This is a genomic window from Mycobacteroides saopaulense (assembly GCF_001456355.1).
GTDB lineage: Bacteria > Actinomycetota > Actinomycetes > Mycobacteriales > Mycobacteriaceae > Mycobacterium > Mycobacterium saopaulense.
The window spans coordinates 1970143-1986995 of the sequence record NZ_CP010271.1 but is presented as its reverse complement, the minus strand read 5'-3'; the positions used below and the strand labels follow the sequence as shown (position 1 = coordinate 1986995).

12 protein-coding genes are annotated in these 16853 nt (G+C 65.3%); 1 reads left to right on the top strand and 11 read right to left on the bottom strand.

The features are described 5' to 3' along the window. Window positions 1-9: 9 nt before the first annotated feature. The 3 genes from MYCSP_RS09825 to MYCSP_RS09815 are packed head-to-tail and all read right to left on the bottom strand — an operon-like array spanning window position 10 to window position 5874. Window positions 10-240: an MbtH family protein gene (locus tag MYCSP_RS09825; RefSeq protein WP_088413694.1), complete on the bottom strand. Its 231-nt coding sequence runs from the start codon at window positions 238-240 to the stop codon at window positions 10-12. Continuing rightward, window positions 206-1495, bottom strand: a complete 1290-nt coding sequence (gene mbtG, locus MYCSP_RS09820; protein WP_088415552.1) for an NADPH-dependent L-lysine N(6)-monooxygenase MbtG — start codon at window positions 1493-1495, stop codon at window positions 206-208. The genes MYCSP_RS09825 and mbtG overlap by 35 nt, the downstream gene beginning before the upstream one ends. Continuing rightward, the gene (locus MYCSP_RS09815) at window positions 1492-5874 is read right to left on the bottom strand and encodes a non-ribosomal peptide synthetase (RefSeq protein WP_088413693.1); all 4383 of its coding nucleotides are present in this window, start codon (window positions 5872-5874) and stop codon (window positions 1492-1494) included. Before MYCSP_RS09815 ends, mbtG begins: the two co-directional genes overlap by 4 nt. Before the next feature lie 99 nt (window positions 5875-5973). On the opposite strand from MYCSP_RS09815, the gene MYCSP_RS09810 reads away from it, so the two are divergent. After that, window positions 5974-7623, top strand: a complete 1650-nt coding sequence (locus MYCSP_RS09810) for a (2,3-dihydroxybenzoyl)adenylate synthase (RefSeq protein WP_083018052.1) — start codon at window positions 5974-5976, stop codon at window positions 7621-7623. Here the strand turns inward: MYCSP_RS09810 and MYCSP_RS09805 are convergent. The 8 genes from MYCSP_RS09805 to MYCSP_RS09770 form a co-directional block, all read right to left on the bottom strand. Beyond that, window positions 7620-8981, bottom strand: coding sequence for a salicylate synthase (locus MYCSP_RS09805; protein WP_088413692.1), 1362 nt, complete (start codon window positions 8979-8981; stop codon window positions 7620-7622). The genes MYCSP_RS09810 and MYCSP_RS09805 overlap by 4 nt on opposite strands. A gap of 100 nt (window positions 8982-9081) precedes the next feature. Next, the gene (locus MYCSP_RS09800) at window positions 9082-11763 is read right to left on the bottom strand and encodes a fumarate reductase/succinate dehydrogenase flavoprotein subunit (protein ID WP_088413691.1); all 2682 of its coding nucleotides are present in this window, start codon (window positions 11761-11763) and stop codon (window positions 9082-9084) included. Continuing rightward, complete coding sequence (locus tag MYCSP_RS09795; protein ID WP_070912730.1) at window positions 11763-12506, bottom strand: ABC transporter ATP-binding protein; 744 nt, start codon at window positions 12504-12506, stop codon at window positions 11763-11765. Before MYCSP_RS09795 ends, MYCSP_RS09800 begins: the two co-directional genes overlap by 1 nt. Further along, on the bottom strand, window positions 12503-13375 hold the full coding sequence (locus tag MYCSP_RS09790; protein WP_088413690.1) for an ABC transporter permease: 873 nt from the start codon (window positions 13373-13375) through the stop codon (window positions 12503-12505). Before MYCSP_RS09790 ends, MYCSP_RS09795 begins: the two co-directional genes overlap by 4 nt. Beyond that, entirely contained in the window at window positions 13372-14781 is a 1410-nt protein-coding gene (locus MYCSP_RS09785; protein ID WP_083018047.1) for an ABC transporter substrate-binding protein, read from the bottom strand. The genes MYCSP_RS09790 and MYCSP_RS09785 overlap by 4 nt, the downstream gene beginning before the upstream one ends. Window positions 14782-14792: 11 nt before the next feature. After that, window positions 14793-15020: a 4Fe-4S dicluster domain-containing protein gene (locus tag MYCSP_RS09780; RefSeq protein ID WP_005058882.1), complete on the bottom strand. Its 228-nt coding sequence runs from the start codon at window positions 15018-15020 to the stop codon at window positions 14793-14795. Between the two features lie 7 nt (window positions 15021-15027). Next, window positions 15028-15780, bottom strand: a complete 753-nt coding sequence (locus tag MYCSP_RS09775) for a GntR family transcriptional regulator (protein ID WP_083018045.1) — start codon at window positions 15778-15780, stop codon at window positions 15028-15030. A gap of 203 nt (window positions 15781-15983) precedes the next feature. Further along, window positions 15984-16853, bottom strand: coding sequence for a LysR family transcriptional regulator (locus MYCSP_RS09770; RefSeq protein WP_083018043.1), 870 nt, complete (start codon window positions 16851-16853; stop codon window positions 15984-15986).

The following is a 16853-nucleotide window of genomic DNA, read 5'->3' as shown; positions in this document are numbered from 1 at the left end:
CAGACCTGTCTAGCTGCCCGCCATCGCGTCGCGCAAGCTCTTGGGGCGCATATCGGTCCAGTTGGCGTCGACGTACTCCACGCACTCCGCACGCGATGCGTCGCCGAAAACCACGCGCCATTGCGCCGGGACTTCAATGGCCTTGGGCCATAGACTGTATTGCTCCTCGTCGTTCACCAGCACGTAGAAGCTGCCGCTATCGTCATCAAATGGGTTGGTACTCAACTGTTTTCCTTCCATGACGAGCCGATTCGGTACTGCTATGGCCACCGAGCACACGATCCGACAACAACCCGAGACAGCTCAGATTGGGGAACCCCGGGCCCTGGGTCAGGCCCGAGAGCGTCGGAAGGATCAGCTTTGGGGTAAGGCCGTTCACCGACAGATCGTGACCGAGAGACTCCTGCAAGACGTTTCCGTCCACGGGGGCACCCAGTTTGAGCTCCATGAGATCGAGCGCGCTCTGGTCGAACAGCGGCAGGAACCACAGCGCATCCGCGCCCGCGCCGTCGATCACCAGGTCGAACCCGTGCACGGTCTCGAACGGCTCGCCCGCACGATCGCTGCGCAGCGTCAGCCTTATCCGGTCTTCGAGGGCAACGGCGTGGGCGACCCTGCCGCGCAGATGGCGGATACGGTCATCGGCCAACAACGACTCTTGCACCCGTGCCGAGAACACCCCACGATCGGTACGGTTCAGGGCGTCGCGCCGCTCCTCCATGGTGTGGTGCAGCCACCCGGTCGGATCGCTGAATAGCGCGTTCTCGAAATAGCCCTCACCACGGGTGAAGAGCGTAACGCCCGGCGAGATGACAGTGACCGTCGCAACCCGGTGTCCGAAAAGTTCGTTGAGCACCGAGGCGGCGGTCTCGCCGCCACCGATCACCGCAACGCGTTCTGCCGTGAGCCGGGTAGGTCCGGCGCAGCGGCGCCAGAACTCGGCGATGGACAGGACATTCGGATGTTCGGGCAGCACCGAGCGCTCCGGTTGACCGGGTCCGGTCACCATCACGGCGTCCGCGGCCATGGTGCAATCGTTGGTGCCCACCACCCATCGATTGTCGTCGATGGACAGACCTGTCACCTCGCCGTGTACGACCTTCATGTCGACCGTGTTGGCCACCCAAGTCAGGTAGTCGGCCCACCGCTTATGCGTTGGCGCCGGCTTGTCGCGATCGACCCACTCCGCGAATTGACCGGTGGCAACCAGGTAAGACTGCCAGCTCAGCCGCATCATCCGGGCATCGATCTCTGCATTGCGTCCGGGCAGTACCGCGGACCGGTACGGAAAGCCCACATCCTTCTCGGGGCTGGTCCCCAGCCGGTGCTGTCCGTCCGTCCAGCCGCCACATGCCTGCCAGTTGGCGCCGACCTGTTGACGTTCGATCGCCACCACATCGGGCACCTCGACACCACACTCGCGCAGCACGGCTGCCTTGGCCGCGACCGCGACCGCCTTGGCGCCCGCGCCTATCACTGCCAATGTCGATGTCACCATTGCTCCTTCGCCAAGATCCCCAGCTGTTCGTGCCATATCGCCTGCAGCTCAGCGACCTCGGAGCGGCCAAGCACCTCCGGAATCGCGCGCCACAGTGTGCCGATGGACGGCCCTTCGGTGGTTTCCATAATCAGCACCGAAATGTCGAGTTCGTGCCGAACCGCCGAATCTGGTTCTGGCACCGGCGAACCCGATACCGAAAGCATTCCGTCGCGGCGCAGCAGCTCGCCCTCGAATCCGAAGTCATGCCCGAGATAGTTCAACAAGATCTGTGGATCGCGGTACTTGCGCAACACGGCACTGGAATCTGCACGTAGATACCGCAAGAGCCCATAGTCGATATTCCGCCCCGGCATTGCGCTGTGCTGCCGCACAATTCGCTCCACCAAACCGCGCGCGCCCACCCCGAGTGGATCGGCGCCACCGACACGCAATGGATATGTCGTGCTGAGCGGTCCCACGGTTGCCGCCGTGGCGTGCTTGCGCCCAGGCACCTGCACCGCCAACAGTGGCTCAACCGCGGCTTGCCCTCGGCGGCGCCGCCACTGAGCCACGGTGCGCGCGGCCGCAGCCATCAGAAGCTGATCCATCGGGATTCCCGAGTTCAGCAGCGGCGTGGTGACCTCGCACGGCGCCGCTTCGACGGTGACCGCCAGATCACCCTCCCGATCACGTTCGGGAACGATTCGACGCGAACCGATTTCCGGGTCGTCACCGTCGAGCTGGGCAATCCAGAATGGCAGGCTGCGCACATCCCCGGCAGCCGCCACCAACGAGTTGGCCCACCGCCGATATCCGGAGGCGGCCAGGACCGGCGGCTGTACCGAGCCTGTTACCAGGCTCTGCCAGCGGGATTCCAGCCCTTCGACGATTGTCCGCCAGGACATCGGGTCTGCGGCTAGGTGATGCACGGCCAGGACAAGGGCGCCAGGCCCTCCGTCGGGATGCAGCCACACGGCCGAGAGCATCCAGCCCTGTTCCGGATCAAGCCGATCCACTGCGCGATCGATCTCGGCGCCCGCGACGTCGGCGGGATCCGCCGCGACGATCTCCACAAATCGCAGGGCGGGCCGCAACCTCGGAACCAGCGCCATGTTGTCGCGGTCCAGGCGGCTGCGCAACACCTCGTGCTCGCCGACCACAGCGCCGAACAGTTCCTCCAACATCGATCGCGTGATGCCCTCCGGCAACCAGAAAACAGCGGTCTCGGCAAGCCGGCGCGGGTTTCCGTGCTCGTACATCCGACGACCATTGGGAAGTAACGGGATCGGGTCAGCCTCACACATGCAGTCGTCGGCGTCGTCGGCGTCGGCGTTTCGGCGCTGATCGATCAGTTGCGCCAGAGATGCGACGGTGGACTGCTCCAAGATTTCGCGGATCTCGATCCCGACCCCGCATTCGGTCAGGATCGCGGCCGAGAGCTTGCTTGCCAGCAGTGAATGACCGCCTAGCGCGATGAAAGAGTCGTCCGCGCCCACGGCCGTACACCCGAGCAACTCGGCGAAGAGCGAGGCGACCAGCCGCTGCGATGCGGTTTCCGGCTGGCGGCGTTCGGTGATGGAACCCGCCTCGGGCGGCGGCAGGGCATCCCGGTCGATCTTGCCGTGCGGCGTAATCGGAAGGTCTTCGAGCACAACGTACGCGGAGGGAATCATGTAGTCGGGCAAGGCCGCGGCAATCCGAGAGCGGATGCGATCGATATCGACCACATGCTCGCCGACCGGTGTCAGATAGGCAACGAGACGTCTGCCGAGGTGCGGCAGCTCGTCGACGACCACGAGCGCCTGGCCGACACTGGGGTCGACCTCGATCGCCGAGGAGATCTCACCGAGTTCCACCCGAAATCCGCGGATCTTCACCTGCTCGTCGGCACGACCGACGAACTCGATGTCGCCGCTCGCAGCGCGGCGCGCGAGGTCACCGGACCGATACATCCGTTGCCCCGGGGTAAAGGGATCGGCGATGAACCGCTGTGCCGTCAGCCCCGCGGCACCATGGTATCCGCGCGCCAGATGCGTTCCGCCAATGTAGATCTCGCCGATAACTCCCACAGGTACCGGCCGCAACGTCTCATCCAGAATATGGATCTGTGTATTGATCTTGGGCGTACCGATCGGCACGGTCCGCGTACCCTGGATTCCGCGAACCTTGTACCGAGATGCGTTGATGACCGCCTCTGTGGGGCCATAGAAGTTGTGTAGCGACGCATCGAAGGTGGCGTGGAATTTGTCCGCCACCGGCCCGGGCAACGCCTCCCCGCCGACCGGAACCCGACGTAGCGACTTCCACTGGGTGACTCCGGGCAGCGAAAGGACAAGCCCGAGCAGCGAGGGCACCATGTGCATGGAGGTGACAGCCTCGTTGTTCAACAGATCCGTCAGGTACGCGACGTCACCGAGACCGCCGGGGCGCGGAATGACCAATCGGCCACCACAACTGAGGATGCCGAAGATCTCGCCCACCGATACGTCAAAGCTGGGCGAGGCCACCTGCAGCACTCGATCCGATCCGCTGACGTGATACTCGGCACGGAACCAGTTGAAGTACTCGGTGAGCGGACGGTGCGTCACCGTCACGCCCTTGGGCATTCCCGTCGAACCCGATGTGTAGATCAGGTACGCGGCATTGTCGGGAGAAAGGGGCCGCACCCGGTCGGAATCGGCCGGTTCGCGCGCATCGAACTGCTCCCAGCCGGTGACCGGTTCACGGATGACAAGACTGGGCTGCGCGTCGGCGAGAATATGCGCGATGCGGTCGGCGGGATACTCGGGATCAACGGGCAGATACACCGCGCCGGCTTTGGCGATGGCCAGTGCGGTGATGATCAAATCCGGGGACTTGTCGAGCAGCACCGCCACGCGATCTTCGGCGCCTACACCCTGGCCAATCATCCAGTGCGCCAGCCGGTTCGCCAGCTCGTTGGTCTCCCGATACGAGTAGTGCCGGCCCTCGTACACCAGCGCGGTAGCGTCGGGCTGAGCGGCAGCGCGCGCGGCCACAAGCTCACCGAGCGTCGCCGGTTCGGATTCAAAATCCTCGCCCGACGACACCTCTCGCAGCCACCCGGCTTCCCGGCCGTCCATGAGTTCCAGGCTGCCCAACGGCAGGTCCGGACCGGCAAGAGCGGCGTCCAAGAGGTTGACAAAGTGCCGAAGCAATTGCGCCACCATACGCTCGTCCAGCACGTCGAGTAGGTACTCGGCTACCACGTGAGCACCATCGGGAGCCGTCTCGATCCCCAGGCCCAGCGGCACGTACGCCATCTGGCCGTCCAATGATGCTCGTTCGCAGTGGATTCCAGGCGGACAGAAACGCGAGGCAGAGTCGGCACCCATCGCGAAGCCGACGCGCGGAACCACTCGATCCAGGCTGACTCCCTGATGGGCGCACCCGTCCAAGGTGGTCCGTCGCACCTTGGCCAACAGGTCCCGGAAGCTTTCGCCACTGTGCGGACGCATCCGCAGAGCGATCGCGTTCACGTAACACCCGATTCGGCCCCGCATCGTGGCGTCGCGCATGGAAGCCGGGGCCGCCACGATGAAGTCGTCGGCGTGGGTATAGCGATGCAGCAGAGCCGAATATGCTGTCAGCAACACCACATAGGGCGTTGTTTCGGCCCCGCATGCCAACTGCTCCACCTGCTCCATCACCGACGGCGAGAGCCGCGTGGAACAGCGAGCGGCCTTCCATTCCGTCGGCACCACCGAGCCGTGCACCCCCGGAAGTTCCAGTGGTTCAGGAGGATTGGCCATCTCCTCGCGCCAATAGGCAAGATCACCACGATCGGGCCCGGCCAGCGGAGGACGCAGCGGAAGCGGTGCCGTGATAGCACCGTGGACGTAGGCAGTGGTCAAGTCGTCGAGGAACACCGACCATGAGTCGTCGTCCCATGCGATGCGATGGGCCACCACCAGCACGATGCACTCCGTGGCGCCGGTGCGGATGACCGTGATGCGCAATGGCGAATCCACGGTCAGATCGAATGCGGTTCCGAACTCACGTTGCGCCAGCACACCCAATCGCAGTTGTTGCGCGGTACCCGCGAGCCAGGAGACGTCATGCTCCGTCCAGGGGGCCAGCAGCTCGTTGTGCACCACCGCGACAGGATTGCCGTCGATGCCGGCGCGAATCGTCGTGCGCAGCGCCTCGTGACGGCCCACCACGGCGGCGGCAGCGACCCGCAGCTTGTCGATGTCGACCTCACCGCTGAGCCGATACGAACGGCACACGTTCATCGGTACGGGAGTCACCTGATGGGCGAACCAGATGCGCTGCTGCACCGCGGACAGCGGTGCAGCGTTCTCAGGATCGAGGCCCAACGACGCTCCTCCGCCGGTGACGCCCACCTCGACGTCACCCTTGCTCACGGTGCGCAACTCGACCTCACCTCGCGTTTTCGCTATTAGTACAGGCTGCCCTAACTGTGAGGAGGCTACCCTATCTAGACTGCGAGGGGTTACCCACGAGGAGCTGCGATGACTCAGGCCACACCCACCCCTGCCGCCACGACAGCGGGAGCTGTCACGGACGGTTTCGTCCCCTTCCCTCCGGCGCGCGCCGGGGCCTATCGCGAGGCCGGATACTGGGCCGGAAGCACCGTCGAGTCCCTGCTTCGGAAGGCCGCCGCCAGGCGCGCCGACCACCCCGCGGTGATCGACGAGCACTCCGCCCTGAGCTACCGAGAACTAGACGAGGCCGCCGATCGTGCTGCCCACGCCTTCGTCCGGCTCGGGATAAACGCCGGGGACCGAGTCCTGCTGCAGCTTCCCAATCGGGCATCCTTCGCCGTGGCGCTGTTCGGATTGATGCGTGCCGGCGCGATACCGGTGATGTGCTTGCCTGGGCACCGAGCCGCGGAGCTGTCCCATTTCGTCGAGGTGGCCGATGCGGTGGCGCTCGTGATCGCCGACTCCGCGGGCGGATTCGATTACCGGGCGCTGGCAGTCGAGCTTTCCCACAAACATCCGGGCCTGCGCACCGTGGTGGTAGACGGCGAGGCAGGGCCTTTCACCGCCTGGTCGAGCCTGTTGGAAAGCGTTGAACCTCAGGGGCCCCTGCCCAGCTCGCAGACCGACACCCCCGCGCTGCTGCTGGTGTCGGGTGGCACGACCGCCGCCCCCAAGCTCATCCCGCGGACCCACGAGGATTACGTCTACAACGCCACGCAGGCCGCACGAGTGTGCGGCCTCACCGAAGACGACGTCTACCTGATTGCGTTGCCTGCCGGCCATAATTTCCCGCTGGCCTGCCCCGGCCTGCTCGGGGCGATAAGCGTAGGTGCCACAACGGTCTTCCTCGCAGACCCAAGCCCCGAGTCGGCGTTTGAGACCATCGCCCGACATCAGGTGACCGTGACGGCCCTGGTGCCCTCGCTGGCGCAACTGTGGGCCCAGGCGACCGCATGGGAGCCGGTGCTACCCGAATCGCTGCGTCTGCTACAGGTCGGCGGCGCAAAACTCGGTGCTGGCGACGCGCGCACGGTCCGCGAATCGCTCACCCCGGGACTGCAGCAAGTTTTCGGCATGGCCGAGGGCCTGTTATGCCTGACCCGCCCCGGCGATCCCACGGACCTCCTGGACAATACGCAGGGCCGACCCATGTGCCCAGCCGACGAGGTTCGCATCGTCGACGAGGACGGCGCCGAGGTCGCTCCCGGTGAGACCGGCGAGCTGCTGGTGCGCGGGCCGTACACCCTCAACGGGTACTACCGTGCCGACGCGGACAACATGCGCTCCTTCACCGCGGACGGCTTCTACCGCAGCGGGGACCGTGTGCGGGCACTGCCCGACGGATACCTGGAGGTCACCGGCCGCATCAAGGACGTCATCCTGCGCGGGGGCGAGTCCATCGCCGCACTGGACCTCGAATCACATCTGCAGACCCATCCGGCGGTCTACGCGGCCGCCGCGGTGGGCCTACCGGATCAGTATCTGGGCGAAATCGTCTGTGCAGCAATCGTGTTCAGCGGCAAGCCGATAACGGCCGCCGAACTCAACCAGCACCTGCAGGACCGCGGGGCCGCCACCCACTCGCGCGTCGACAAATTGGTCGCAGTGCCCGCACTGCCCCTCACCGCCGTGGGCAAGATCGACAAGCGGGCACTGCTGGCCACCCTGACGAGCTAAGCCTCGCGCTTGATCACATAGGGAGCGATGCTGCCGAGCTTCTCGCAGGTCTCCTCGAACTCCCGGTCGGGTGTGGAGGCCTCGATAATGCCGGCTCCGGCGCGCAGCCAGGTGTGCCCGTTCTGCTCGTAGGCGGAGCGCAGCGTCAACGCCGCGTCCAGGCCGCCGTCCGGGGACATCATCACCACGGCACCCGAGTACAGGCCGCGCGGGTGATCGTCGAGCCGGAGGATGGCGTCCACACCCTCCGCCTTGGGGATGCCGGAAGCGGTGACCGCAGGGAAGAGCGCCTCCAACGCGTCCATTCGCGACATACCTGAGCTCAGCGCGCCGCTGACCGTCGAACCCAGGTGCTGCACACTGCCGCGCTCACGCACGGTCATGAAATCGGTCACCTTGGTACTACCGCGATCGGCCACCTCGGCGATCTCGGCCAGCGAGCTACGCACGGAAATCGCGTGCTCGACAATCTCTTTGGCATTGGACTCAAGGTCGTCGCGCGCGACACGGTCAGCGTCCTCTCCCCGGCCGAAGGCGCGGGTTCCGGCCAATGGCTGGGTGATCACGGTTCCGTCGGCTTCCACGGCGGCGACGAGCTCGGGACTGTAGCCCAGGGCACGGATGCCGCCGAGCCGCAGCAAGAAGGAACGCACCGGCGTGTTGTTGTGCCGTCCGAGACGGTAGGTGGATGGAAAGTCCATCGCGAACGGCACTTCCACGCGCCGCGACAGAATCACCTTGTGGTACAGGCCCGATCGGATCTCGGCGGTGGCGATGGCAACGCGGCCGCGGTAGTCCGACGTGTCCGGAACCAAGTCGATGGACGCCGGAACCGGCGCTGCGGGGGCACCCTGACCGATCAGTCGCCTGATCTGGTCGATATAGGTCTCGTCGCACACCGACACTCCGTCGGCGCTGATCACGACCTCGGCGCGCGGAGCGAAGACCCGCGCCAACGCGGTGCCCGGGGTCAGCCGGTGCTGCAAGCCGAAACGGTAGGTGCCGAACTCGAACGCAACCCACCCGAAGACGCGATGCACGCCATCGGAAATCTCGTTCACGGCCTGTTCGAGGGCGGAGCCCGGATGACCGGACCAGCTGCGCTGCTCGACGGCCCCATCGCGGTTGATGCGCAGGCCGTCGCTGTCGAGTTCGACGGAGGCACGGGCACCGATGGCGAGCACCCATTCGCCGTCGCGCTCGTATATCAGGTATTCGTCGCCGTTACATTCGGGGATTTCCTGCGCGAGCACACTTGCCAGGTCTGCCGGCGCAAAGCCGTCTGGCAGCCCTTCCTGAACAGAGACCCAGGTCCGGGCGCCGGTATGGGGATCTACGACCGTACTCATCTTCGACACCCGAGTAAGCCTAGCCTATGCTAAGTGGCCCTGGTACCCGCCCGTAACATGACCTCCGCCACGTTGCCGGGCCGAATCTATTGTGCTTGTGGCGTTCCCGTCAGCCGGCCGCAAGTGCCTGTCGCGCATAGGCTCTCACATCGGCATCGCCATCGTCGAGCGCACCAGTCAGTGCCTCGCGCGCGGCAGGCTCCGCCGATGCCCACTGGCTCAGGCTCAGCACCGCCGACTTACGCACGTCCAGGTGCGGATCGGCCAGGGCCCGCCCCAGCGGAGGCAGCGCTTGCTCCGGGGATGCCCCCGCCAGTGCCCGCACCGCTCCCTGGCGGATCTGCCAGGCCGGGGCTCGCAGCGCCTCCTCCACGGCGTCGAAAATTCCTTCATCGACCCCCAGTGTGCCGATCGCCGTGAGCGCGGCCGCCCGCACCAGCGGGTCACGATCGGACACCAGCGCCCGCACCGTTTCGCCACCGGCGGCCAGCTTGGCGAGCCCATTGGCCACGGCGATCCGTACTTCACGGTTGTCGTCATCGGCTGCGGTGCCGATGGATACCGCGTCGTCCACAGACACCAGCGCACGCACGGCCTCGATCCGGACCCGATGGTCGGGGTCGCGCAGCGAACCAACATAGGCGGACGGATCGCCCACTCGCCGTGCGCTGGCGACGTAGAGCGCGGTACTGCGCACCAACGGATCGGGTGCGCTGACATATCCGCGGATCGCCGCGGGGGTCTCCAGTACCTCGACCAATTCGCGCACTCCATCGGCCGCTGTGCGGCGCACCGAGGAATCGCTGTCGCCCAACGCATTCAACAAGGCATCCTCGTAACCGCCGGGAATGTGTTCGGTCAGGGACGCGATCGCGGTACGGCGTACACCCGGATCGTCGTCGGACAGATACGGTGCCAGATCCTCCACAGTCGGGGCCTCCAGGGACAGCACCGCGGCAATCCGTGGGGAGGGCGGTTGCTCCGCCTCCGCCGGAACCGCCTGAGAGACCCGGGCGGCCGGGGCCTTGCCGCCCAGCAGCTCGGGCTGGTGCACCGCGATCGGTTCGGTCTCTCCCGACGGCAGATCGTCGAGGCCGGGAACCGGAACGAAATACGGTGCGACGGGACGTTTCACGAAGTCCATGCCACCCTCGGCACCCTTGCGCAGGTTTAGGTGGTAACGCCAATTCGTGTCGTCACGATCCGGTAGATCCGCCCTGTCGTGGTAGAGACCCCACCGCGATTCGGTGCGGGTCAACGAGGAGTGCGCCGCCATCTCGGCGCAATCCCTGATGAACGACACCTCGGCGGCGCGCATGAGCTCATGGGGCGTGCGCGCGCCGATCTGGCCCACCTCCTCGGCCATCCGCTCGAAGGTCTGCACGGCCAGCGACAGCTTGGCCGCCGTCTTCGGCGGGGCCACATAATCGTTGACAAATCGACGCAGCTTGTATTCGACCTGCGGCTGCGGCGGACCGTCGGGATGGCGCAACGGGCGATAGATCAACTCATGCGCCTCCTTGACCTGGTCAACCGGAAACTCCAGTGGCGCCGGTATTTTCGACAGGGTCGAGGCGGCATGCTCACCGGCCAGATCGCCATAGACGAAGGCGCCAATCATGTAGTTGTGCGGCACACAAGCCAGGTCACCGGCAGCGTACAGACCGGGCACCGTGGTGCGAGCATGCTCGTCCACCCACACCCCCGATGCGGAATGTCCACTGCACAAACCAATCTCGGAGATGTGCATCTCGATGTCGTGTGTGCGGTAGTCATGTCCACGGTTGGCATGGAAGGTTCCGCGCGTGGGCCGCTCGGTGGTGTGCAGAATGCCTTCCAGCGCCGACAGCGTCTCCTCCGGCAGATGAGTCACCTTGAGATAGATCGGGCCGCGCGCGGATTCGATTTCGTTCTTGACCTCGGTCATCATCTGCCCGGACCAGTAGTCGGAGTCGACGAAGCGCTCCCCCTTGGCGTTCACCTGATAGCCGCCGAAGGGATTGGCGACATAGGCACATGCTGGACCGTTGTAGTCCTTGATGAGCGGGTTGATCTGGAAGCACTCGATCCCCGACAACTCGGCGCCGGCGTGGTAAGCCATCGCGTATCCGTCGCCGGCGTTGGTCGGGTTCTCGTAGGTGCCGTACAGATAGCCAGACGCGGGCAGACCCAGGCGACCACAGGGCCCGGTGGCCAGAATGACCGCTTTCGCACCGACCGTGACGAATTCGCCGGTTCGCGTGTTGAAGCCCGCGGCGCCGACGGCCCGCCCGTCATCGGTGAGCACGCGCACCGGCATGACGCGGTTTTCGATGCGGATCTTCTCGCGCATCGACTTCTGCCGCAGCACGCGGTAGAGCGCCTTCTTGACATCCTTGCCCTCGGGCATCGGCAACACATAGGAGCCCGATCGGTGCACGCGCCGCACCGCATACTCACCGTGCTCATCCTTCTCGAACTTGACTCCGTAGCGTTCGAGGCGCTGCACCATCGCGAAACCGCGTGTCGCTGTTTGATACACGGTGCGCTGGTTCACGATTCCGTCATTGGCGCGGGTGATCTCCGCGACGTAGTCCTCCGGCTCGGCCTTGCCCGGGATGACGGCGTTGTTCACACCGTCCATTCCCATGGCCAGCGCACCGGAATGGCGCACATGCGCCTTCTCCAGGAGAATCACCTGGGCACCGTTCTCGGCCGCGGTCAGCGCCGCCATGGTTCCGGCGGTGCCCCCGCCGATCACCAGGACGTCACAGTCCAGCCGGATGGCGCTATCAACTTCAGGGGTCTGCATCAGGAAACAAGCTCCGTATGGTTCAGTGCGGCAAGAACTTCGGCGCGCAACATGCTGCGATCGACGTCGGCCTCACGGGGTCGGGGGACGTCCAGCAGCGCACGCAGGGGTTGACCCGCGCGCCCCAGGACAGCGATTCGGTCGCCGAGCAGGAGCGCTTCGTCGACATCGTGCGTCACGAACACCACCGTGGTGGGGTGGCTGCGCCAGGTGTCGACGAGCAGGCGTTGCATGCTGGCACGGGTTTGTGCATCCAGCGCCCCGAACGGCTCGTCCATCATGACCGCACGGGGCGCACCGGCCAGGCCGCGGGCCAGCTGGACACGTTGGCGCATACCGCCGGAGAGGCTCTTGGGCAGGTAGTTCTCGAATCCCGTCAGTCCCACATCGTCGATCCAGACCTGCGCCGCCTCACGCCGGCCCTGGCGCGGCACACCACCCAGCCTGAGAGCCAACTCGATGTTCGATCGCACTGTGCGCCAGGGCAGCAATGCGTTGTCCTGGAAAACCATGGCCCGGTGTCGGGAGGTGGTGACGACCTTCTCGCCATCGGCGGCAATGGCCCCCGACTCGGGCGACAGCAGCCCGGCTACGGCCCGCAGCACGGTGGACTTGCCACAGCCCGACGGCCCGGTCAGGACCAGGATTTCGGTGGGGCGCACGGTCAGGCTCAGACGATCCACGACTGTGCGTCCGCCATAGCCGAGACTCACCCCGTCCAGCACCAGTGTTGAAGCGCTCATGAGCGCACCTCCTCGGCCCGGGGTAGCCAACGAGTGACACGACGGCCAACCACCTCGACGGCCGCCGATGTCAGAAACCCGAGCACGCCGATGGTGATGATTCCGACGAACACGTCCGGGTAAGCCAACACCGTGTACGACTGCCAGGTGCGGTACCCGACTCCCAAACGGCCCGAGATCATCTCGGCGGACACCACACAAATCCAGGCGACGCCGATGCCGACGGACAGCCCACCGAAGACCCCCGGCAGACTGCCGGGCAGCACCACACGCAACAGCACATCCCAGCGATTGCCGCCCAGGGTGCGCACCGACTCCTCCCAGAGTGTCGGAAGGGCACGCACCGCGTGCCGGGTACTCACCATGATCGGGAAGTAGGCCGCCAGGAAGGTGATGAACACGATGCCGGCCTCATCGCTGGGAAACAGCAGGATCGCCACCGGCACTATGGCGATCGCCGGGATCGGGCGCGCCAGTTCGGTCAGCGGGCCGAAGATGTTCGCGAACAACGGGGAGCGCCCCAGCCAGATGCCGGTGACGATCCCCAGCGCCGCCGCGAGGCCGAATCCGGTGAGAATCCGGATGGTCGATTGACCGAGATCCAGCCAATACTGCTCGGTGCCAATGCGCTTGGTGAAGGCAGAGGCGATTTCGGTGACCGTGGGCAGAGTGTCGAAACGCAGCCCGAAGCGCACCTTGTTGACCGTCAACAGCTGCCATAGCAATACCGCGACCGCGACCGACGAGGCCCGGATACTCCAGGCGACATACGGCGACCCCGGACGTCGGGGATTCGTCGGCTCGTCGACTGCATCCTCGATCACCGGTACCGCGCGCGGTCGAGCCTGCAGGATGGGCAGGCTGCTCATGAAGCCGCCGCCAAGGCCTGTGCGTAATCCAGGGGTGTCGCGCCCGGATGCGTCGAGATGTAGCGCGTGGCACCGGCACTGGTGGTGAACGGGTGCAGTCCCGCCGAATCCCGAACCCACCAGGCATGGTCGGCGAACCACCGGGTGCCCAGCTCGGCGTCGGCGATGTAGGCGGCACGGATCTTCTGTCCCGCGGCATTGGCCGCACCGACAGCCTTCAGCAACTCCTGCGCCGTGCCATACACCTGGGTGGAATCCTTGCCGTCAAACCAGATCTCCGCGGCATTGCTCGGATCCGCACCGTCGGCCGGCCTCAGCACCAACGGATTGACCTTGGCCGCCAACTCGGTCTCGTAGTTCTTCGCACGATTCGTATATGCCTGACGCAGCGGACCGTCCTGCACAAACTCGTCGATGTTGAGATCGGCGAAGTCACCTATCGACTTCAGATAGGGCACATCGCTTCTGAAAGCCTCGATGAGCGAGGGCTTGAGCGTGGCGTCGAACGACGTGCCGCCGGGCCCGTTGTACAGGTACACCACTTCCTGCGGCAGGCCGCTGCCCTCGGCCACGATGCGAGCGGCCTCCAGAGACTTCTCGTGAATGAAGTCGGTAGCGTCGAGCTGCGCCTGCAGGAACGCGTCAAGTACCTCGGGGTGCTGCTTGACATAGTCTCGGCGCGCCACCACTCCATGGAAAGTCGGGACATTCAGCTCGGCGCCGTCGTAGAGCAGCTTGGCCTTCTTCTGGAACACCAACAGGCCCGGCCACGCCACGAACTGTGACAGTGCCTGTACCTGACCGGATTCCAGTGCCGATGCCCCGACCTGTGGCTGCTGATTCAGCACCTCGATATCCTTGGTTGGATCGATACCCTCGTTGCGCAGCGCGCGTACCAGGGTTCCGTGCCCCGCGGAGCCCACACTGGCGGACACCTTCTTTTCCTTCAGTTCGGGAAGAGCGGTAATCGGCGAATTTGTTGGCACCACAACCATGTTGAGCGCACCCTTGGCGTTGTATCCGGTGATCGACACCAGTTCGGTGCGAGCCTTCTCGTTGGCCTGAGTCTTGGACCCGTTGATCAGCAACGGGTAGTCGCCCATCGAGCCGATGTCGATCTTCTCGGCGAGCATCTGCGCGGTGATCGGCGCCCCGGTGTCATAGTCCTGCCACTGCACGGTGTACTTGGTTCCGGTGCGCTCGCCGGCCTCGGCGAGCCGCTTCTCCAGGTAACCCTGGGCGCGCAGCAGTGTGCCCGCGGTCACGGTGTTGATGGTCTTCGACTGATAGCCGACGACGACGGTCACCTCATTGGCCGAGCCGGACCCGGAGTCCAGCGAGCAACCGGCGAGCAGCGGCAGGAGCAGGGTCGTGACAACGGAACTGAGAAGGGCTGTTCTCTTCATGGTGTCCTGACTTAACGAAGGAGATAGGGCATGTTGACGGTGACGGCTCCGGTGGGACAGCGTGCGGCGCAGGGCCCGCAGTACCAGCACTCGTCGACGTGCATGAAGGCCTTACCGTTTTCTGGATTGATCGCCAGCGAATCGAGTGGGCAGATGTCCACACACAGCGTGCAGCCGTCGATGCACAGTGATTCATCGATGGTGACCGGGACGTCGATGCGGTTGTTGACCAGAGTCACGTCGCGCTTACCTTCCTTCGGCGGGCCGAAGCAAGCTGCTACGCAACGTGATTCGGTCTCCGCGCATTCTGATGTATTCGAGATCGACGGGGGTCCCGTCGTCGAGATGAGTGAGCCGCTCCAGGAGCAGCAGTGGCGCGTTATCCGGCACCTGCAGTGTCGCAGCCGAATGTGAATCCGCCGCAACGGCTTCCAGAGACAGGTTGGCAGAACCCAACCGACGGCCCGTGACACGTTCGATCAGGGCGAACACGTCGTTGGTCTCCAGCTGGTGCTCGATGACCGCCTCCCCCACATCCGGCGTGAGATAGGTCTTGTCGAGGCTGAGCGGCAAGTCACCGAGATAGCGCAGACGCTCGATGAAGATCACCGGGGTTCCGGCACCGACACGCAATCGGAGGGCCACCGCGGGCGGGGCGTTCACCTCTTGGATGACGCGGACCTCATTGCGAACCTCGCCGTAACCCTTGAATGTCTCCTTGAGCCCGAGCAGCGCATCCAAACCGTGCTCATACTTGCGCAACGCCACATGGGTGCCGGTGCGTGGCCCGCGCTCGATCAGGCCCTCGTCTTTGAGGGTCGTCAGTGCCTCACGGACGGTGTTACGGGAGACGAAGAATTCGGCGGCCAACTCCTGCTCGCTCGGCAGGCCACCGTCGACGTAACCACCCGCGTGGATCTGGTGACGCAACACGTCGGCGACCAACCGCGCCTGATCGGCGCGTGGGCGACGCAATGGCGTGGGCTCGGCAGCGGCCACGAGTCCTCCTGACGTGAATCGACCTCGCCCACACGCTAAAGGCCTGTTCAGCGGCTACCGGCCGGGTGAAATGAAAATCTGTCAGGTCCGTTGCATTGCGCCGGTCGACACCACCCACGACCTGCTATGCACCGTCGTAGATGCACCATTGCGCCACCGGGGCGCGGGGCCGGAGATTGGATTCAGGATGATCGCAACGACCGTCACAGCGCGGTGCGGGCCCGCTCCAGGAAGCTGCGCGCTGCCGGGCCGATGGAACCGTCGAGACGCCACGCCAACGCGAGGCGACCGCGCAACGCCGGCCGGATGCCCAGCGCCACCAGGGCGCCGCCGTCCCGCACGTACGGGGCAGGCAGCACCGCCACACCGAGCCCCTGCTCGGCGAGGGTCACCAGTGATCGCGGCGAGCTCGCCTCGAACGCAACGTTCGGAGTGAACCCCGCAGATCGGCATGCGGTTTCCAGGATCGACCGGACGCCGCTGCCCCTCGGTAGGCAGATCAGGGTCCGCTCACCGAGCATCTCCAGGGTGACCGTACGACGTCTCGCCAACGGATCGCCGCCGGCAACTGCCGCCACCAGGGGCTGGTCATCGATGACGCGCAGGCCAAGACCCTCCGGCTCTTTCGCCCCCAGAGCCACGATCGCGCCATCCAACCGGCCCTCGCGCAGGCCGAAGACAAGCTCGTCGCTCCCCGCTTCGGTGAGGGCGATGGTGATCGCCGGGTGATCATCATGAAAACCCGAGAGCAGCGTCGGCAGGTCGGCGCCGTGCGAGGGGACGGTCCCGAACGCGATATGTCCCCGCAGCAGTCCCCCGATCTCGTCCGCCGTGGCACGAACGCCGTCCACCGCAGCTAGAGCTGCTCGGGCGTAAGGAATTACCGCTTCACCCGCATCGGTGAGGCGGACCTGACGCGCCGACCGGTCGAACAACTCCTGCCCCAGTTCGCGTTCCAGTAGGCGAATCTGAGCACTTACTCCGGGTTGGGCGACATGGAGTGAGACAGCGGCCTTGGTGAAACTCGCCGTCTCTGCGACGGCGAGCAGATAGCGCAGCTGATGAATCTCCAT